General features: G+C 74.1%; 15 protein-coding genes. 11 read left to right on the forward strand and 4 right to left on the reverse strand.

The genetic code is table 11. The annotated features are described in order from the left end of the window. Positions 1 to 30: 30 nt before the first annotated feature. The 10 genes from sucC to CFP66_RS20990 all read left to right on the forward strand — a co-directional run bounded on the left by sucC (position 31) and on the right by CFP66_RS20990 (position 13,329). Entirely contained in the window at positions 31 to 1,200 is a 1,170-nt protein-coding gene (sucC, locus tag CFP66_RS20945; RefSeq protein WP_094926807.1) for an ADP-forming succinate--CoA ligase subunit beta, read from the forward strand. Between the two features lies 1 nt (position 1,201). After that, complete coding sequence (sucD, locus tag CFP66_RS20950; protein WP_094926808.1) at positions 1,202 to 2,089, forward strand: succinate--CoA ligase subunit alpha; 888 nt, start codon at positions 1,202 to 1,204, stop codon at positions 2,087 to 2,089. A gap of 201 nt (positions 2,090 to 2,290) precedes the next feature. After that, positions 2,291 to 3,859 (forward strand): ABC-F family ATP-binding cassette domain-containing protein, encoded by a 1,569-nt coding sequence (locus CFP66_RS20955; protein WP_158228161.1) that lies wholly within the window; start codon positions 2,291 to 2,293, stop codon positions 3,857 to 3,859. A 93-nt stretch (positions 3,860 to 3,952) separates the two neighbouring features. Next, positions 3,953 to 4,930, forward strand: a complete 978-nt coding sequence (locus tag CFP66_RS20960) for a DUF5336 domain-containing protein (protein WP_094926810.1) — start codon at positions 3,953 to 3,955, stop codon at positions 4,928 to 4,930. 72 nt (positions 4,931 to 5,002) lie between these two features. Continuing rightward, a complete protein-coding gene (locus CFP66_RS20965) occupies positions 5,003 to 7,024 on the forward strand; it encodes a DUF6350 family protein (protein WP_094926811.1) in 2,022 nt (673 codons plus the stop codon). A 130-nt stretch (positions 7,025 to 7,154) separates the two neighbouring features. Then, positions 7,155 to 7,802, forward strand: coding sequence for a phosphoribosylglycinamide formyltransferase (gene purN, locus CFP66_RS20970; protein WP_094926812.1), 648 nt, complete (start codon positions 7,155 to 7,157; stop codon positions 7,800 to 7,802). After that, the gene (gene purH, locus CFP66_RS20975) at positions 7,799 to 9,385 is read left to right on the forward strand and encodes a bifunctional phosphoribosylaminoimidazolecarboxamide formyltransferase/IMP cyclohydrolase (RefSeq protein ID WP_233159577.1); all 1,587 of its coding nucleotides are present in this window, start codon (positions 7,799 to 7,801) and stop codon (positions 9,383 to 9,385) included. Before purN ends, purH begins: the two co-directional genes overlap by 4 nt. Positions 9,386 to 9,634: 249 nt before the next feature. After that, positions 9,635 to 10,399: a 23S ribosomal RNA methyltransferase Erm gene (erm, locus tag CFP66_RS20980; RefSeq protein ID WP_094926813.1), complete on the forward strand. Its 765-nt coding sequence runs from the start codon at positions 9,635 to 9,637 to the stop codon at positions 10,397 to 10,399. 141 nt (positions 10,400 to 10,540) lie between these two features. Continuing rightward, positions 10,541 to 11,308 (forward strand): hypothetical protein, encoded by a 768-nt coding sequence (locus CFP66_RS20985; protein WP_233159578.1) that lies wholly within the window; start codon positions 10,541 to 10,543, stop codon positions 11,306 to 11,308. 107 nt (positions 11,309 to 11,415) lie between these two features. Next, positions 11,416 to 13,329, forward strand: coding sequence for a DNA polymerase Y family protein (locus tag CFP66_RS20990; protein WP_233159579.1), 1,914 nt, complete (start codon positions 11,416 to 11,418; stop codon positions 13,327 to 13,329). On the opposite strand, the gene CFP66_RS20995 is transcribed toward CFP66_RS20990, so the two are convergent. The 3 genes from CFP66_RS20995 to CFP66_RS21005 are packed head-to-tail and all read right to left on the reverse strand — an operon-like array spanning position 13,326 to position 16,245. Then, on the reverse strand, positions 13,326 to 14,123 hold the full coding sequence (locus CFP66_RS20995; protein WP_094926815.1) for an ATP-binding cassette domain-containing protein: 798 nt from the start codon (positions 14,121 to 14,123) through the stop codon (positions 13,326 to 13,328). The two genes, CFP66_RS20990 and CFP66_RS20995, sit on opposite strands and share 4 nt — an antisense overlap. Next, on the reverse strand, positions 14,120 to 15,169 hold the full coding sequence (locus CFP66_RS21000; RefSeq protein ID WP_233159581.1) for an ABC transporter permease: 1,050 nt from the start codon (positions 15,167 to 15,169) through the stop codon (positions 14,120 to 14,122). Before CFP66_RS21000 ends, CFP66_RS20995 begins: the two co-directional genes overlap by 4 nt. A 5-nt stretch (positions 15,170 to 15,174) precedes the next feature. Beyond that, the gene (locus CFP66_RS21005; protein WP_094926816.1) at positions 15,175 to 16,245 is read right to left on the reverse strand and encodes a sugar ABC transporter substrate-binding protein; all 1,071 of its coding nucleotides are present in this window, start codon (positions 16,243 to 16,245) and stop codon (positions 15,175 to 15,177) included. Between the two features lie 141 nt (positions 16,246 to 16,386). Here CFP66_RS21005 and CFP66_RS21010 point away from each other — a divergent pair, with 141 nt between their 5' ends. Beyond that, the gene (locus CFP66_RS21010) at positions 16,387 to 17,427 is read left to right on the forward strand and encodes a LacI family DNA-binding transcriptional regulator (protein WP_094926817.1); all 1,041 of its coding nucleotides are present in this window, start codon (positions 16,387 to 16,389) and stop codon (positions 17,425 to 17,427) included. 123 nt (positions 17,428 to 17,550) lie between these two features. Here the strand turns inward: CFP66_RS21010 and CFP66_RS21015 are convergent, their stop codons facing one another. Then, positions 17,551 to 18,963 carry a M28 family metallopeptidase gene (locus tag CFP66_RS21015; RefSeq protein ID WP_158228162.1) on the reverse strand — a complete coding sequence of 471 codons (1,413 nt, stop codon included), beginning with the start codon at positions 18,961 to 18,963 and terminating at the stop codon, positions 17,551 to 17,553. Positions 18,964 to 19,294 lie beyond the last annotated feature (331 nt).

Here is a 19,294-nt window from a genome sequence, read left to right on the forward strand (position 1 = left end):
CACAAGCGGAGTGGGCAGGGAGAGAGCCGAGTGGACCTTTACGAGTACCAGGCGAAGGAGCTCTTCGCCGCGCACGGAGTCCCGGTGCTGCCGGGCCGGACCGTGGAGACGGCGGAAGAGGCACGTGCCGCGGCCGCCGAGATCGGCACCGCGGTCGTCGTGAAGGCGCAGGTCAAGACGGGCGGTCGCGGCAAGGCCGGCGGTGTCAAGCTGGCCGAGACGCCCGACGAGGCGCAGGAGAAGGCCGGCGCGATCCTCGGGATGGACATCAAGGGCCACACCGTGCACCGCGTGCTGGTGACCGAGGCCAGCGACATCGCCGAGGAGTACTACTTCTCGTTCCTGCTGGACCGGTCGAACCGCACGTTCCTGGCGATGTGCTCGGCCGAGGGCGGGATGGAGATCGAGCAGCTGGCTGTCGAGCGCCCGGACGCGCTCGCGCGCGTGCCGATCGACTCGATCGCGGGTGTCGACCGCGCGAAGGCCGCCGAGATCGTCGCCCAGGGCAAGATCCCGGCCGCCGTGGCCGACCAGGCCGCCGACGTGATCGTGAAGCTGTGGGAGACCTTCGTCGCGGAGGACGCCACGCTGGTCGAGGTGAACCCGCTGGTGCGCGACCCGCAGGACAAGGTCGTCGCCCTGGACGGCAAGGTCACCCTCGACGAGAACGCCGCCTTCCGCCACCCCGGCCACGCCGACCTGGTGGACGAGCGCACCGAGGACCCCCTCGAGGCCAAGGCCAAGGCCAAGGACCTCAACTACGTCAAGCTCGACGGCGAGGTCGGCATCATCGGCAACGGTGCCGGTCTGGTCATGAGCACCCTGGACGTCGTCGCCTACGCCGGCGAGAAGCACGGCGGTGTGAAGCCGGCGAACTTCCTCGACATCGGCGGCGGCGCCTCCGCCGAGGTCATGGCCGCCGGGCTGGACGTCATCCTCGGCGACCCGGCCGTGAAGAGCGTGTTCGTCAACGTCTTCGGCGGCATCACCTCCTGCGACGCGGTGGCCAACGGCATCGTCGAGGCGTTGAAGATCCTCGGTGACGCGGCCACCAAGCCGCTCGTGGTGCGCCTGGACGGCAACAACGTCGTGGAGGGCCGCCGGATCCTCGACGAGGCGAACCACCCCCTGGTCACCCAGGTGGGCACGATGGACGACGCGGCCGACAAGGCCGCCGAGCTGGCCGCGGCAGGAGCCTGACATGTCGATCTTTCTCAACGAGAACAGCAAGGTCATCGTCCAGGGCATCACCGGCGGTGAGGGCACCAAGCACAGCACGAAGATGCTGGCGGCCGGCACGAACATCGTCGGCGGTGTCAACGCCCGCAAGGCCGGCACGACCGTGACCATCGGGGGCAAGGAGCTCACGGTGTTCGGCACGGTCGAGGAGGCGATGAAGGAGACCGGCGCGGACGTGTCGGTGGTGTTCGTGCCGCCGAAGTTCGCCAAGGACGCGGTCATCGAGGCCGTGGACGCCGAGATCCCGCTGGCGGTGGTGATCACCGAGGGCATCCCGGTGCACGACTCGGCGTTCTTCTGGGCGCACGCGAGCGCCAAGGGCAACAAGACGCGGATCATCGGCCCGAACTGCCCCGGCATCATCTCGCCCGGGAAGTCGAACGCCGGGATCATCCCGGCCGACATCGCCGGTGCCGGCCCGATCGGGCTGGTGTCCAAGTCCGGCACGCTGACCTACCAGATGATGTACGAGCTGCGCGAGCACGGTTTCTCCTCCGCGATCGGCATCGGCGGCGACCCGGTCATCGGCACCACCCACATCGACGCCCTCGCCGCGTTCGAGGCCGACCCGGACACGAAGGCGATCGTGATGATCGGCGAGATCGGCGGCGACGCCGAGGAACGCGCCGCGGACTACATCAAGGCCAACGTGACCAAGCCCGTGGTCGGGTACGTGGCCGGGTTCACCGCCCCGGAGGGCAAGACCATGGGCCACGCCGGGGCGATCGTGTCCGGCTCCGCCGGCACGGCGCAGGCCAAGAAGGACGCCCTGGAAGCCGCGGGCGTCAAGGTCGGAAAGACCCCCAGCGAGACCGCACAGCTGATGAAGGACATCCTGGCGAGCGCGTAGCGATCGCCGCACAGGCCACCTCCCTGCGTCACGCCGCGGGGAGGTGGCCTTTGTTGCATGAAGGGTCGAGCCCACTAATGCGACCCAGGTTGCGTTAGAGCGCTCGCGCTGTTAGCGTCGAACCGTGCGCTCCTGACACCTCCCTGCCCGCGCCCGTGGCTCTGCCCGGCGGGTCCCGGTTCGTCCGTGAGGTGTCCGCCCGTGTCATCCCCTGCTGTCGTCTGCTCCGGCCTGTCCTTCTCCTGGCCCGACGGCACCCCCGTCCTGCAGGATCTCGACCTCGCGTTCGGTGCCGGCCGGACCGGCCTCGTCGGTGCCAACGGATCGGGCAAGTCCACGCTGCTACGGCTCGTCGCGGGCCTGCTCGTGCCCGACGCGGGCACCGTCCACACCGCAGGTGACGTCGGGTACCTGCCCCAGGACGTGGCCCTCGACCCCCGGCGCACCGTCGCGGAACTGCTCGGCATCGCCGCGCAGCGGGCCGCGCTGCATGCGGTCGAGGCCGGGGACGTCCCGGCCCCCGGCGACGACTGGGACGTCGACCGGGACATCGACTGGGACGTCGACTGGGACGTCGAGGAGCGCGCCACGGCCGAGCTCGCCCGCTTCGGCCTGCCCTCCGACCTGGACCGTGAGGTCGCCAGGCTGTCCGGCGGCGAGGCCGTGCTCACCGGGCTGGCCGGCCTGCTCGTGCGCCGCCCGTCGATCACGTTGCTCGACGAGCCGACCAACAACCTCGACCGGCGGGCCCGCGAGCTGCTGTACGACGCCGTGGCCGGCTGGCCGGGCGTGCTCGTCGTCGTGAGCCACGACCGGGAGCTGTTGGAGCTCGTGGACGCGGTCGCCGAGCTGCGTGACGGCGCGGTGCGGCTGTTCGGAGGAACGCTGTCGGAGTACGAGGAGCAGCTGGCCGTCGAGCAGGAGGCGGCCCAGCGGACCGTCCGGGTGGCCGAGACCGGGCTGCGCCGCGAACGGCGGCAGCTCGCCGAAGCGCGGATCGCGCTCGACCGCCGCGCCCGCTACGCCGCCACCGACCACGCGAACAAGCGCCGCCCCAAGGTCATCATGAACCAGCGCAGGCAGGAGGCCCAGGTCTCCGCGGGCAAGTACCGGATCACGCACGAGCAGCGGCTCGCCGGTGCCCGTGCCGATCTGCGTGCGGCCGAGGCGGCCGTCCGGGACGACGACCGCATCCGCATCGACCTGCCCGGGACGGCTCTCCCGGCCGGGCGCACGGCCCTCGAGGTGGACGGGCACGTCGTCCGCGGCCCCGAACGGATCGGGTTGCTCGGTGGCAACGGCAGCGGCAAGACCACGCTGCTGCGCCGGCTCGCACCGGCGGTCCCGTTCGCCTACCTGCCGCAGCGGCTCGACGTGCTCGACGACGCCGCACGGGTGCTCGACGCGGTGCGTGCGGCCGCTCCGGACGCCGATCCGCAGCGGGTGCGGGCCGGGCTCGCCCGCTTCCGGGTCCACGGCGATGCCGTCGAGCGCCGGGTGCGCACCCTGTCGGGCGGCGAGCGGTTCCGGGTCGTGCTGGCCCGGTTGCTGCTCGCGGAGCCGCCGCCACAACTGCTCCTGCTCGACGAGCCGACGAACAACCTCGATCTCGACAGCGTGGAGCGGCTCACCGAGGCGGTGCGAGCCTTCCGCGGGGCGGTCGTCGTCGCGAGCCACGACGTGCCGTTCCTGAGGAGGATCGGTTGCACGCGGTGGTGGAACGTGGAAAGTGGGTTGTGCGAGGTGTCCGAACCCGCCGGCGCGGGCTGATCGCCCGCCCACGCCGATACCTGCACGATGGACTAGCGTTCCGACCGCCGCCTGCGCCGGACCGCGGGAGTCCGCACGAGGGGAGTTCGTTCCATGAGCCAGCAACCGGGAACACCCGGGGCCGCGTCGTCGACGCCGGCCACGTCGGGTTCCACATCATCGGACACGTCGAGCTCGGGAACCCCGTCCGCCTCAGAGTCGCAGCTCGCACCCGGACCGGCGCGCCTCCTCGCGCTCGTCACGGCCGGCCTCGGCCTCGTGATCTACCTGATCGGCTTCCTCGACCTGGGGCTGGCCACCACGTTCATCGGGGTTCTCCTCGTCGGCGGTGGTCTGCTCGCGGGATCGACCCTGCTGCCGAAGGTCGGGCGCGTGCTCGTGCCGTCCGCGGTGATGGTGACCACCGGCACCCTGCTGTTCCTGCAGATGGTCACGAGCGGTTCCTCGCCCACCCCGGTGATCATCGCGCTCGTCCTCGCCTTCCTGCAGACCGTCGCCGTGATCGGCGCGGTGCTGCTGGACGCGGGCCTGGTGAAGGCGCCGGCGCCCCGGGCGAGCACACCCCCGGGGTACGGCCAGCCGGGCGGCTACGGCCAGTACCCGCCGGGGTACGGCCAGCAGCCGGGCTACGGCCAGTACCCGCAGGGGTACGGCCAGCAGCCCGGCTACGGCGCTGCCCCCGGTTACGGCCAGCCGGGTCAGTACGGTCAGCCGGGCTACGGGCAGCAGGGTTACGGCGCTCCCGCCGGCTACGGCCAGCAGCAGCAGGCGCCATGGGGCCAGGCCCCCGCTCCGGCTCAGGGCCAGGGCCAGAGCGAGTCCGGCGGGCGACCTGCGGGCACTCCGAGCTGGTACGGCGGCGGCTCCACCGACAGCAGCGCCGACACCCCGAGCGCTCCAGGCACACCGTTGGCTTCCGGTGCTCCCGCACAGCCCGCCGAGTCGACCGGTGCGGCCCCGCAGGCGCAGGGGCGCTCGGAGCAGGGTGACCCGGAGCAGACGAGCGTCGACCAGACGCAGATCATCCAGTCCGGCGAGCAGCGTCCGAACCAGCAGAACGGCGGCTACTAGTCCGGCGGCTCCCACAGGGGCCCGGCGGCGCGCCTGCACCACCCGCACGGGTAGCGCTGCAACCCTGAGCGGGTGACGAGCACCCTCGCCGGCACCGACCGCGAACCGCACCCCGAGCCGGAGCCCGAACCCTCTGCCGGCGGTGTCGAGGGCCTCGATCGCCTGCGGTTGCTGCTCGCGGGCGCAATGGGGACCGTCCTGCTCAGCTACGCCCTGCTCGTCCCCTCCGCCGCCGTGGTGATCGCCACGGCCGGCGGTGCGGTGTCGATCGACGGGGCGTTCGCCGCGGCGATCCCGCTCTGGATCGCCGCGCACCAGATCCCGCTGGTGCTCGAGGGGCAGCCGCTCAGCATGCTGCCGCTGCTGCCGACCGCCGGGATCATCGCGGTGATCGCGTTCGGGGCGGGGTGGTCGGTCCGTCGCCTCGGGGGACGCCCGCGGCACGATGCCGGTGCCGTGGTCGCAGCGCTCGCGGGCGCTCACGCCGCCGTCGCCGTGCTGGGCAGCGCGTTGCTCCCGCGGGCGGCCGAGGTCGCGGTGGCCCCGTGGTCGGCGATGGTCGGCGGCGGGCTGGTGGCCGCCGGCGCCGCGCTGCTCGGGGTCGTGCGGGCCTGCGGGCTGCCGCCGGAATCGGCCGCCCGGCTCCCCGGGTGGGTGCGCCCTGCGCTGCACGGCGCGGCCGTGGCGCTCACCGGGCTGGCGTTCACCGGAGCGCTGGTGCTGTTCGCCGGCCTGGTCCTGCAGGCCGACGCGGTGGCGGCCGCCTACGCGCGGCTGGCGCCCGGATTCGGGGCCGGTGTCGGTGTCACGCTGCTGGCGGGCGCGTACCTGCCCAACGCCGTCGTCGCGGGCGTGAGCTGGGCGTTGGGCCCGGGCGTCGCCGTGGGAGCCGCCACGGCGTCGCCGTTCGTCACGCACACCGCGGAGCCGTCGAGCTTCCCGCTGCTGGCCGCCCTCCCGAGCGGGATGCCGCCGGTGTGGGCGCTGGGCGCGTTCCTGCTGCCGCTGGGTGTCGGTGTGCTGACCGGGATCGCGGTGCGACGCGCAGCGACCGCGCAGCACGGGTTCGCGGCCGCCCTCGCCGCTGTCGGCCTCAGCGCGGCCACCGTCGGTGTGCTCTCGGTGATGGCGGGCGGGCGACTCGCGACCGGGCCGTTCGATCCGGTGCGGCTTCCCGTCGAGCTGCTGGTCCCGGCCACGCTGCTGTGGGTCGGCGTGCCGGTAATGTTGATCTCCGTGCTGCGCCCGGCCGGCGCGCCGGCAGCGGACCGCGCCGCTCCTGACCGCAAGAACGACCGCAAGAACGACCACGAGGACGACGCGGACATCGGTGACCATGGCGCCGACCATGGCGCCGACCATGGCGCCGATCAGGAGGAGGTCGGCGACCAACCCGCGACCTCCGAGGCGGGCGAGCACGAGCCGGACGAGGACCCGGAGGAACCTTCGGAGGACGCTCCTGAGGACGACGCTCCTGATGAGGACTCCGCAGGGACCTCGCGGGAAGGCGGCGCGTCCGGTGAGGGCGGGGCCGGGAGCGGCGCGAGGGAGGCCGGCGACACGAGTCGGGGTACGCGCTCCCGGCCCGGTGCGACCGCGCGCTCGCCCGGTGCCGGTGCTGCCGAGGCGGCGCGGCGCGGCGCGCGTCGGGGCAAGGCCGAGGCGCAGGACGGTTCCGGTGCGCAGCGACGGAGTGGCGTCGAGCGCGGGAAGGGGCCGCGGGCGCAGCGCTCCGACGGCGACACCGCGCCGAGCGCGTCGCGGCGGGCCGGATCCCGGGTCGAGCAGCACGACCCGCGCCGGCGCGAGCGCGTGCGCACCGAGCGGGACGCGGGAAGCCGCGCGGCCCAGCGGTCTGCGGGCGAGCGGCAGGAGCCGGCGGGCGACACACACCCCCGCGCCGGGCGCACCTCGTTCCTGCCGTGGCGCCGCCGCCGGCGCGAGCAGGTCACCGCGCCGCCCGCCCCGGAGCCGCCCGTCCCGGAGCCGCCCGTCCCGGAGCCGCAGGGCCCCCAGACGGTCGGCGAGCTCGTCGCGCTGCGGGCACAGGAGGAGGCCGCGCGGGAGGCGGCGCCACCCGACGGCGAGCGTTGACCGGTGGTCGACTCCGCGGCCGCGCGCTGATCACGTCGCGGGAAGCAGGTCCGGGGGCGGTGTGACCTGCACCGCCGCCTACCCTGGGCATCGTCAGAGGTGATCCCCCGACCCTTCGAGGAGCTCCCGCGTGCCCGCGTCGCCGAGCCGTTCGTACCGGGTCGAGATCCCCGCACCGGCCCGGGTCGTCGTGCTCGTGTCCGGGTCGGGCACCCTCCTGCAGGCGCTGCTCGACGCCGCGACGGAGCCCGGGTACCCGGCGCAGGTCGTGGCCGTCGGCTCCGACCGCGCCGACATCGAAGGGCTCGCGCGCGCCCGCCGGGCCGGGGTGCCGACGTTCACCGTGCGCGTCGCCGACCACGCCGACCGCGCGTCCTGGGACGCCGCGATCGCCAAGACGGTGGCCGAACACCGCCCCGACCTCGTCGTGAGCGCCGGCTTCATGAAGATCCTCGGGCCGGGCTTCCTGTCGGGGGTCGGCTGCCCGATGGTCAACACGCATCCGGCGCTGCTGCCGTCGTTCCCGGGGGTGCGCGGGCCTGCCGACGCGCTGGCGTACGGCGTGAAGATCACCGGAGCCACCGTCCACCTCGTCGACGACGGCGTGGACACCGGCCCGGTGCTCGCGCAGAGCGCCGTGCCCGTCGAGGCCGGTGACACCGTCGACACCCTGCACGAACGCATCAAGATCGAGGAGCGACGGCTGCTGGTCGGCACCGTCGCCGCGCTGGCTCGCGAAGGGGCCACCGTGACCGGACGAGAGGTGACCATTCCGTGAGCGAGCGCGCGAGCGAACCATCAGCGCTGAGCGAGCGCAGGCCGGTCCGGCGTGCCCTGATCAGCGTCTACGACAAGGCCGGGCTCGCGGAGCTGGCCGCAGGCCTGCACGGGCTCGGTGTCGAGATCGTGTCCACGGGGTCCACGGCGCAGCGGATCGCCGACGCCGGCGTGCCGGTCACGCCCGTCGAGCAGCTCACCGGGTTCCCGGAGTGCCTGGACGGGCGCGTCAAGACGCTGCACCCGCGCGTGCACGCAGGCCTGCTCGCCGACACCCGCAACCCCGCGCACGTCGCGCAGCTCGCGGAGCTGGAGATCGCCCCGTTCGACCTGCTGGTGTCGAACCTGTACCCGTTCACCGAGACGGTCGCCTCCGGTGCCACGCCCGCCGAGTGCGTCGAGCAGATCGACATCGGGGGCCCCGCGATGGTCCGGGCGTCGGCGAAGAACCACGACAGCGTGGCCGTCGTCGTCGAGCCCGCCCGGTACGTCTGGGTGCTCGAGCAGGTGAAGAACGGCGGCTTCGCGCTGGACGACCGGCGACTGCTCGCCGCGGCGGCCTTCCGGCACACCGCCACCTACGACGTCGCCGTGGCGTCCTGGATGGGCGACGTGCTCGCGCCCGAGGAGGAAGCCGCGGCGTTCCCGTCGTGGGTCGGCGCCACCTGGGACCGCGCGGCCACCCTGCGCTACGGCGAGAACCCGCACCAGGCGGCGGCGCTGTACGTCTCCGGGCGGCCCGGCCTCGCGGCGGCCGAGCAGCTGCACGGCAAGGAGATGTCCTACAACAACTACGTCGACGCCGACGCCGCCTGGCGCGCCGCGCACGACCACGAGGGCACCTGTGTCGCGGTCATCAAGCACGCCAACCCGTGCGGCATCGCCGTCGGTGCCGACGTCGCCGAGGCGCACCGCCGGGCGCACGCCACCGACCCGGTCAGCGCGTTCGGCGGGGTGATCGCCACGAACACCGAGGTCAGCGTCGCGATGGCCGAGCAGGTGGCGGAGATCTTCACCGAGGTCGTCGTCGCCCCGTCCTACGCCGACGGCGCGCTCGAGGTGCTCACGCGGAAGAAGAACGTCCGCGTGCTGCGGCTGCCCGGCGCCGTCGAGCGCAGCGGCGCCGAGCTGCGGCCGATCTCGGGTGGCCTGCTGCTGCAGCAGCGCGACGCCGTGGACGCGTCGGGCGACGACCCGGCGACGTGGACGCCGGCCACCGGTGAGGCGGCGCCCGCCGACGTCCTCGCGGACCTCGCGTTCGCGTGGCGGGCGTGCCGCTCGGTGAAGTCGAACGCGATCCTGCTGGCGTCCGGCGGTGCCGCGGTCGGGATCGGGATGGGCCAGGTCAACCGGGTCGACTCGTGCCGGCTCGCGGTGCAGCGCGCGGGCGAGCGCGCCCGCGGCTCGGTCGCGGCCTCCGACGCCTACTTCCCGTTCGCCGACGGGCTGGAGGTGCTGCTCGAGGCCGGTGTGCGGGCCGTCGTGCAGCCGGGTGGCTCGGTGCGCGACCAGCTCTCGATCGATGCGGCCGCCGCGGCGGGCGTCACGATGTACTTCACGGGCACCCGGCACTTCGCGCACTGACGGCCCGGTCCGGGGTGTCGCTCCCGGACGAACGAACGAGGCCGCGGTTCGTTCGTCGGGCTCAGCGGCTGATCACGGACGGAAATCCGGTGGCGGCCGCCGGTAGCGTGATCCGCATGTTCGCCTCGATACGGCTGCGGCGCGACGCTCGGACGCCGCGCAGCTGATCCCCGCCCTCGGGCCGTTCCGCTCTGCGCGCGTCCGATCCGGACCCCCCGTCTGTGATCGATGCGAAGCGCAGGTCCCCGCATGCCCTCTTCCTCCCGTCCCGCCGTCGGCGGACGGCACGAACTCGGACAGAACTTCCTCGTCGACGGCCGCGTCGTGGCCCGCATCGCCGCGCTGGTGCCACCCGGTCCGGTCGTCGAGCTCGGTGCCGGTGACGGCGCCCTCACGCGACGGCTCGCCGGCCGCGACGGCGACGTCACGGCCGTCGAACTCGACCCCGGCCGTGCCGCCGGGCTGCGCCGGGCGCTCGGCGGGCGCGTCCGCGTCGTGCAGGCGGACATGCTGCGGTTCCGGCTCGACGGCGCCCCCACCGTCGTCTCGAACGTGCCGTTCGGCATCACGACACCGGTGCTGCGGCACCTGCTGGCCCAGCGAGCGTGGACGACGGCGGTGCTGCTCCTGCAGTGGGAGGTCGCCCGCAAGCGCGCGGCCGTCGGCGGCACGACCCTGCTCACCGCGAGCTGGTGGCCCTGGTACGAGTTCTCGCTCGCCGGCCGCGTCCCGGCGTCGGCGTTCCGCCCGCGCCCGGCGGTCGACGGCGGCATCCTCGTGCTCCACCGCCGCCCCGAGCCGCTGGTGCCGCTCGCGGAACGCGCCGCCTACCAGCGGCTGGTCCGCGAGGCGTTCCGGGGTGACCGGCTGCTCCCCGCCGTCCGGCGGGCGCTGCCGGCTCCGCGTCGCTGGCTGGCCGCTCACGGGCTCGACACCGGTACGCGTCCCCGGGACCTGGGGGCGCAGGAATGGGCAGCGCTCCACGCCGCGGTGAACGACACGACGCAGCCCTGATCCTCCCGGTGCAGGTCGGCTCCAAGGTGGGCGGTTGGGGCATGGGTGTGAGCCCTGCTTGAGTCCAGGGCCGGATCCCGCTAGTATCGAACACACGTTCGATCGCCGTCTCCCCGCGGCCGACCAACGCGGGAGGCGTGCGTGGGTGGAGCTGTTGTCGAGGCCAGGGGCTCGGTCGATCCGGCGAGCCGGTTGGAGCTCGCGCGCGGGGTGCTGCGGCGCGTCGAGAGCCGGTCCGGGGGTGTGCGGCCGGTGGCCGCTCCCGAATCCGACGGACGGGTGCTGCCGGTGGCCGAGCCGTTGGCCCGGTTGCTGCCCGGTGGCGGGTTGCGTCGCGGGGCCACGGTCGCGCTCCCGCCCGCTCCGGCCGCCACGTCGCTGCTGTTCGCGCTCCTCGCGGAGGCGTCCGGCGCAGGCGCGTGGGCGGCCGTGGTCGGCAGGCCGGGGCTCGGGCTGCTGGCGGCCGCCGAGGCGGGGGTGCGGCTGGAGCGGCTGGCCCTGGTCCCCGATCCGGGGGCCGACCTGATGGCCGTCACCGTCGCCCTGCTCGACGGGATGGACGTCGTGGCGGTCGCGGGGGCGGAGCGGGCGGGGGTGCGCGCCGCCGATCGGCAGCGGCTGGCGGCGCGAGCCCGCCAGCGTGGGTCGGTGCTGGTGGCGCTCGGGGCGTGGCCGGGTGCCGATGTGGAGCTGAGCTGCAGCGACGCCCGGTGGCAGGGGTTGGGTGCCGGGGCCGGTCGGTTGGAGGCGCGGCAGGTCCGGGTGCGGTCGCGCGGGCGCGGCGTCGCCCCGGTGGGCCGGTCGGCCGGCGTGCTGCTGCCGGCGCCCGGCGGAGCGGTGGCCGCTCCCCACCGGGAGGGCGTGGAGCGGATCGGCGGGGGGCGCCAGGTCGAGCGGGTGGCAGGGTGAGCGAGCGTCAGCGAGCGAACGGTGGATGCGGCGCACACCCGGCCGCCGGCGGCACACACCTCCCGGAGCCCGCACACACGGCCCGCGATGTGTGCGGTACCGCGCAGGTGCGTGCGGCGGAGGGCGGGGCGGCGCGCGTGCTCGCGTTGTGGTCGCCCGACTGGCCGGTCACCGCAGCGGCCATCGCGGCGCACGTCCCGGTGCACCGGCCCGCGGCCGTGGTCGTCGCCAACCGGGTGCTGGCGTGCTCGGCGGTGGCCAGGGGGCAGGGGGTGCGGCGCGGGTTGCGCAGGCGGGAGGCGCAGGCCCGGTGCCCCGAGCTCGCCGTGCTCGACCGCGACCCCGACCGCGACGCCCGCGCGTTCGAGCCGGTCGTCCTGGCCGTGGAGGAGCTGGCGCCGGGGGTGGAGGTCGTCCGGCCGGGGCTGGTGGCGCTGGCCGCGCAGGGCCCGGTCGGCTGGTTCGGCGGGGAGCAGGAGGCCGCGGAGGCCCTGGTCGACCGGGTTGCCGCGCGCACGGGCGTGGAGTGCCAGGTGGGGGTGGCCGACGGGTTGTTCGCCGCTGTGCTCGCGGCCCGGCGCGCCCTGGCCGTCGCGCCCGGGGACACCCCCGCCTTCCTGGCGCCGCTGGGCGTCGAGGAGCTGGACCGCGAGCCCGACCTCGACCGCTCCGAGCTGGTCGGGCTGCTGCGCCGGCTGGGCCTGCGCAGCATGGGGGCGTTCGCCGTGCTCGACGCCGAGGATGTCGCCTCCCGGTTCGGAGCCGACGCCGTGCACTGTCACCGGCTCGCCCGCGGGCTCGACCCGCGGCCGCCCGTGCGTCGCGCGGCGCCGGAGGAACTCACGGTCGAGGTGGAGCTCGACCCGCCCGTCGACCGCGTCGATGCCGCCGCCTTCGCCGCCCGCGGGCTGGCCGAGCAGTTGCACCGCACGCTCGCCGCACACGGCCTCTCGTGCACCCGGCTCGGCGTCGCCGCGCGCACCGTGGGCGGCGAGGAGCTGCACCGCATCTGGCGTTGCGCGGAGCCGCTCACCCCGGCCGGCACGGTCGACCGCGTCCGCTGGCAGCTGGACGCGTGGCTCACGCGCCGCCGGCGCGCCGGGGAGGACATCGCCTCCGACGAGGCCGGCGACGGCGCGGTGGCCCGCCTCCGCCTCGTCCCGGAGGAGACCGTCACCGCCGGTGCCCTGCAGCTGGGCCTGTGGGGTGATGTCGGGGAGGCGGGAGAGCGCGCCGGGCGGGCGCTGGTGCGGGTGCAGGCGCTGCTCGGGCCGGAGTCGGTGGTCACCGCCGTGCTGGTGGGCGGGCGCGACCCGGCCGAGCAGGTGCGGCTCGTGCCGTGGGGCGACGACCGCGACCTCGGCCTCCCGGCGCCCCCACCTCCTGACGGCGCGCCCGTGCAGGAGGTCCTGGTGGCCGCCGATCCGGAGCCTCGGACCGGTGGGATCGCAACCCGGCCGGGCGCCGGTCCCGATGCGGGCGCGGGGGCCCGCGGATCCGGGGCCTGGACGCACTCCGGGGCGTCCGGCGGGGAGCTCGTGGCCCCCGCCGGATGGCCCGAGGACGTCGTGCGCCTCACCGGCCGGGTCTCGGCCGCCGACCTGCCCGAGACGGTGCGCAGACGCTCCACCAACCGGCGCCGACGGGTCCCCACGCCGCGGCAGCCCACGGGGCGCCCCGCGGTCCGGGAGCCGCCGCCGTCCTGGCCGGGCCGGCTGCCGGCGCCGTCGCCGGCCACGGTGCCGCCGAAGCCCCTCCCGGCCGAACTGACCGCCGCCGACGGCAGCGCGGTCCGGCTCGATGCGCCCGACCTGCTCACCGCGGCCCCGCGGCACGTCGTGGTCGACGGCGGCGCACCGCTGGAGGTGCTGGGGTGGGCCGGGCCGTGGCCGGTGCAGCAGCGGTGGTGGACACCGGGCAGCGCCGCGGCGAGCCGCCTGCAGGTCTCCCTCGACGACAGTGGAGCCTTGCTGCTCCTCTGCCGGGAGGGGAGGTGGTGGGTCATCGGTGAGTACGACTAGCCGGCCCGCGCCCCGACCGGCGGGGGAGGCTCCGCCGCGCCCGTCATGATCGCCACCGCTTCGGTCATCGTGTGCGACTGCGGCGTGATCACCGTGGCGCGGCGGCCGAGCCGCTGGATGTGGATCCGGTCGGCCAGCTCGAACACGTGCGGCATGTTGTGGCTGATGAGGATCACCGGCAGGCCGCGGTCGCGGACGTCCCGGATGAGCTGCAGCACCCGGTTGCCCTCCTTGACGCCCAGGGCCGCCGTCGGCTCGTCGAGGATCACGACCTTGCTGCCGAACGCCGCCGACCGCGCGACCGCAACCCCCTGTCGCTGCCCGCCGGACAGGCTCTCCACGGCCTGCCCGATGTTCTGCAGCGTCGTGATGCCGAGGTCGGCCATGTGCCGCGTCGCCTCGGCCCGCATGTGCTTGCGGTCCAGCATCCGGAACACCGACCCGAGGACGCCCGGTTTGCGCTCCTCGCGGCCGAGGAACAGGTTGTCGGCGATGTCGAGCCCCGGCGCGACGGCGAGGGTCTGGTAGACGGTCTCGATGCCGGCGCGCCGGGCGTCCATCGGGCTGCGGAAGTGCACCGGCTCGCCGTCCAGCAGGATCTCGCCCGCGTCCGGGATGAGCGCCCCGCACAGCGCCTTGATCAGGCTGGTCTTGCCGGCACCGTTGTCGCCGATGATCGCGAGGATCTCGCCGGGATAGAGCTCGAGGTCCCCGCTCGCGATCGCCGTGACCGGCCCGTAGCGCTTGACGAGCCCGCGCGCCTCGAGCACGGGCTTCCGGACTGTGGTCGTCATGCGCGGACCTTCCTGATCCACTGGTCGATGGACACGGCCACGAGGACCAGCAGGCCGATCGCGAAGCCCTGCCACACGACGTCGACGCCGCCGAGCTGCAGCCCGTTCTGGAACACGCCGACGATGAGCGCGCCGACCAGCGTGCCGACCACGAGCCCGCGGCCGCCGAACAGGCTGGTGCCGCCGAGCACGACGGCCGTGATGGAGTTGAGGTTGTACTCGATGCCGACGTTCGGGCTCGCCGACGCGAGCCTGCCGATCAGGACCCACGCACCGATCGCGTAGACGAGCCCTGCCACGGCGTAGACCGAGAACAGCACCCGGCCGGTGCGGATGCCGGCGAGGCGCGCGGCCTCGATGTCGTCGCCCGTGGCGTAGACGTGCCGGCCCCATGCGGTGTACCCGAGCGCGTAGTAGAAGAACGCGAAGAGCGCCAGCATGATGATCGACCCGTAGGTGATCCGGAAGTCGCCGATCGGGAACGTGATGCCGGTCCAGGTCATGATCGACGGCATGTCCGTGCCGCGGACGGTCTCGCTCCGGGACACCACCGAGTTGAGCGAGAAGAAGATCGAGAGCGTGCCCAGGGTGACGATGAACGGCGGGAGCGCGATCCGCGTCACCAGGAAGCCGTTGAACGCCCCCATCGCGGTGCCGCACGCGATACCGAGCACCAGGGCGGGAACGCCGGGCATGCCCAGGTCGGTGGCCAGGCTGGCCATGATGATCGAGGAGAACACGGCGATCGCGCCCACGGAGAGGTCGATGCCGGCGGTGAGGATCACCAGTGTCTGACCGAGGGCGAGCACCGCGATCACCGTGACCTGCTGCATCACGAGCCCGAGGTTGGCCGCGGTCAGGAAGCGGTCGCTCACCAGCGAGAACGCGATGATCGCGAGCAGGAGAACGGCCAGCGGGCCGAGGATGGGCCGGGCGTGCAGGACGTGCTGCAGCCGCTGCACCGGCGTCGCGGCCGGCCGCTCGTCGAACCCGTGGGGCTGCGGCCCGGTCGCCGCGGCGACCGGGCCTCCGGTGTGGTCGGTCACGCGGATCAGCCCCAGCAGTTCTCGAGCCCGAATGCCGTGTCCTGGGACTCGACGCCCGGCTGCGGCTCGTCGGTGATGAGCGTGACGCCGGTGTCGACGAAGTCCTTGCCCGCGGTGGCCTGCGGCTTCGTGCCGTCGTTGGCGAAGGCGGCCAGCGCCTCCACGCCCTGTGCCGCCATCTTCAGCGGGTACTGCTGCGAGGTGGCCCCGATGATCCCGGCCTCGACGTTCTCGACGCCGGGGCAGCCGCCGTCGACGGAGACGATCTCGATGTCGTTCTCCCGGCCGGCGGCCTTGATCGCCTCGTGCGCTCCGGCCGCGACCGGCTCGTTGATCGTGTAGACGAGGTTGATCGACGGGTCGCTCTGCAGGAGGTTCTCCATCGCTGTGCGGCCGCCCTCCTCGGCGCCGTCGGTGACGTCGTGGCCCACGATGCGGGGGTCGGACTCGTCGCCGATCTGCGTGGGGTCGCCCACCTCGATCCCGAAGCCCTGCAGGAAGCCCTGGTCGCGCTGGACGTCGACGGTCGGCCGGTTCGGCGAGAGGTCGAGCATCGCGATCTTGGCCTGCTTCCCCTCGGCCTCGAACCTCGCCTTGGCCCACTGCCCGATGAGCAGTCCGGCCTGGAAGTTGTCCGTGGCGAAGGTGGCGTCCGCGGCGTCCGGCGGCTCGGTCTGGGTGTCGAGTGCGATGACGAGCAGGCCCTGCTGCCGTGCGCGGTCGAGCGTGGGCACGATCGCCGCTGAGTCGTTGGGCGTGATCATGAAACCGGCCGCACCAGCCGAGATCAGGGTCTCGATGGCCTGTACCTGCGACTCGTTGTCGCCGTCCTGTCGGCCCGCGAAGCTCTGCAGTTCGACGCCCTGCGTGTCGGCTGCCTGCTGGGCACCCTCGCGCATCTTGACGAAGAACGGGTTGGTGTCGGTCTTGGTGATGAGGCCGACGATCGGCCGGTCGCCGCCGTCTCCTCCGCCGCCCGGCTCCGACCCGCCACCGCACGCGGCGAGTGCGAGGACCGCCACGGCCCCGACGGCGAGTGAGGTGGCCCGCCTGCGGGCCGTCCCTGCCTGGTTCATCGCATGACCTCTCGTCAGCACTGACGTGGAGACAACGTTGTCGAAACCTTGGTGCCCATCGCCCCCGGTCCACAAGCCCTCATCGTGCAACTGCTCGTAACGAAGAGGTAACGGTGACAACGATGTCAGCATGCGGGGGTCATGCTGGCGAACGTGCAGAGCGTCCCGGCGCGGCGCCGCCGCCCAACCATGCGTGACGTGGCCCAGCTCGCCGACGTCAGCTTCAAGACCGTGTCGCGCGTGGTCAACGACGAGCCGGGTGTCTCCGCGGCGCTCGCCGTCCGGGTGCAGCGGGCGATCGACGAGCTGGGTTTCCACCCGCATCCGGGCGCCCGGCTCCTGCGCACCGACGGCCGGACGTCGGCGATCGCCTTGCTGCTCGAGGACGTCGCCAACCCGTTCTCGGCCGCGGTGCAGCGGGCCGTCGAGAACGAGGCGCGGGAACGCGGTGTCGTCGTGTTCTCAGCCAGCGTCGACGAGGACCCGGCGCGGGAGCGGGCACTGGCCCGCGAGTTCGGCGCGCGGCGGGCCGACGGGCTGGTGCTCGCCCCGGCGGGCGACGACCAGTCCTACCTCATGAACGAGCTCCCCACCGGCACTCCGGTCGTCTGCGTGGACCGGGAGGCGCGCAACCTCGCCGCAGACTCGGTGATCACCACGAACGCGCTCGGCGCCGCGGAGGGCGTGCGGCACCTCGCAGCCGCGGGGCACCGGCGCATCGCGTTCCTCGGCGACCGGCGCTCCATCCGCACCGCAGAGCAGCGCTTCGCGGGCTACCGCGACGCCATCGCGTCGCTCGGACTGCCCCTCGACCCCGGCCTCGTGGTGCACGACCTGCGCGAATCGGCCGATGCCGACGGCGCCGTCACCGCCCTGCTGGCCCGGCCCGACCCGCCCACCGCCCTGTTCACCGCGCAGAACCTCATCACGATCGGGGCGGTGCGGGCCCTGCGCAGGCTGGGCGCGGAGCGGTCCGTTGCGCTCGTCGGGTTCGACGACGTCCTGCTCGGCGACCTGCTCTCTCCGGGCATCACCGTGGTGGCCCAGGATCCGGCCGCGATCGGGCGGACCGCGGCAACCCTGCTGTTCGCCCGTATCGGCGGCGACGCCGGGCCACCGGGCGTCCGCCTGGTCCCGACGACGCTGATCCGTCGCGGCTCGGGCGAGCTCCCACTCCGCTGATCCGCTCCATGCCGGTCGGCGCGGAGTCGTCCGCCCGTTCCGACATCGTCTCCCGTGGTCGTCCGGCTCCGACGACCGCACCGGGAGCCCCGACCGTGCCCGGAGTGCCGCCGCGGTGGCGGCTCAGCCGCTGGTCAGCTCTTCCGTCGACAGGGCGAAGCGGGCCAGCGCGGCGGCGATGGCATCGGTGTTGCGGTCCAGCGCGGTGCGGTCCACCGTGTCGAGGCGGTCGCAGGCCTGGTGGTAGCACGGGTCGTAGGGCTGCCCGGCGGTGCCGCCCCACTGCTGCGCCTGCTCGGGGGTCTTGACCTCCTCGGCGCCGGTGAACAACCCGCCCGCCGGGATGCCGTGCTCGATGAAGGGGCCGTAGTCGGAGCGGCCGGTGAAGTCGGTGCCCGCGGACGTCACGCCGGCCGCGGCCAGGCCCTCGACGAGCGCGCGCTCCACGACGGCGGAGCCGGCAGGACCGGGGCCTGCGCCCGTGCGGTCGGAGTCGTCGCCGTCGTAGACCAGGTACCCCGCGTTCGGGGAGGCGACCATGTCGAGGTTGAGGTAGAGCGCGATGCGGGCGCGCTCCGGCTCGGGGAGCCCGTTCACGTAGGAGGTGGAGCCGACCAGGCCCACCTCCTCGGCGCCCCAGAACGCGAACCGCACCGCGTTGGCCACCGGCGGCGAGCCGCCGAGGCGCACCGCCGTCTCCAGCAGGGCGGCGGCGCCGGAGCCGTTGTCGTTGATGCCGGGTCCCTCGGGCACGGAGTCCAGGTGCCCGCCCGCCACGACCACCTCGTCCGGGTTTCCGGTGCGGGTCTGGGCCAGGACGTTGCGGCTCTGGGCCTCCGTCGCCGCCGTGACCAGGGTCAGCGTGACGCTCGCACCGGCGCGCGCGGCCAGCGCGTCACCCGCGGACCGGCTCACGCCGCCGCTGGGCACCACGCCGGTGGCGCCCTCGCCGAGGGTGCCGTCGACCAGCGGCACGTCCTCGGCATTGATCACGATGAGGCCGACCGCGCCCGCCCCGGCCGCGTGCGCCGCCTTCTGGGCGAACGTGCAGGTGCCGCGGCGCACCAAAGCCACCGACCCGGGCGTGACGCCCGCCGCGTCCTCCGGTGCACACCCCTCGCCCGCCATCAGGGCCAGCGGACCGGTGACCCCGGCATCGGGCGTCGTCGGGGAGAACCCGAGGGCCGAGACCGGAACGGCCTCGCCCTCGACCGCGAGCTGTTCCTGCCGCACCTCGAACTGCCGGGCGGTGAACGTGGGTGTCTGCACGTCGTAGCCGGCATCGCGCAGCGCGGTGGCCACGTACTCGACGCTCGCGTCGTAGCCGGGCGTGCCGAGCGCCCGGTTGCCGCCGTTGGCCTCGGCGATGCGTTGCAGCTCGCTCAGGTGCGCGAACGCGCCGTCGCCGGTGACGTCGGTGACGAGCCGGGAGGGTAGCGCCGGATCGGGCGCCGGAGGCGCGGGTGGCGCAGCAGTGGGTGCCCCGCACGCCATCGTCGTGATCGCAACCAGTACCAGCGTGCGCACCGTCCGCATCCGGGCAGTGTGCCTGGTCCGGACGGGCGGCGGGGGAGACGCGGCCGTGACGACCATGATCATTTCAATTTCCCGTGGGGCCTCCGCGCTTCTGCGTCGCGCAACCTCCGACCAGAAGTGGCGCGGACACGCTCCTTGGCTGTTCGCGACTGCTACTCCGATCGAGTGTATTGCTGCGAGTTCGTTCGAACCCCCTCGCGGGCAGGAGGTTTCTCTTAACCTCTGGTAACTAGTCAGGTCATTGGGGTGCGGGCAGCCAGGGCCGTCCCTCGGCGAGCATGACGAGGGTGTCGAAGAAGTGCCTGCCGTGTTTGGCGGCGGTGGAGAGGTA

Source organism: Pseudonocardia sp. MH-G8 (assembly GCF_002262885.1).
Classification (GTDB): Bacteria; Actinomycetota; Actinomycetes; order Mycobacteriales; family Pseudonocardiaceae; genus Pseudonocardia.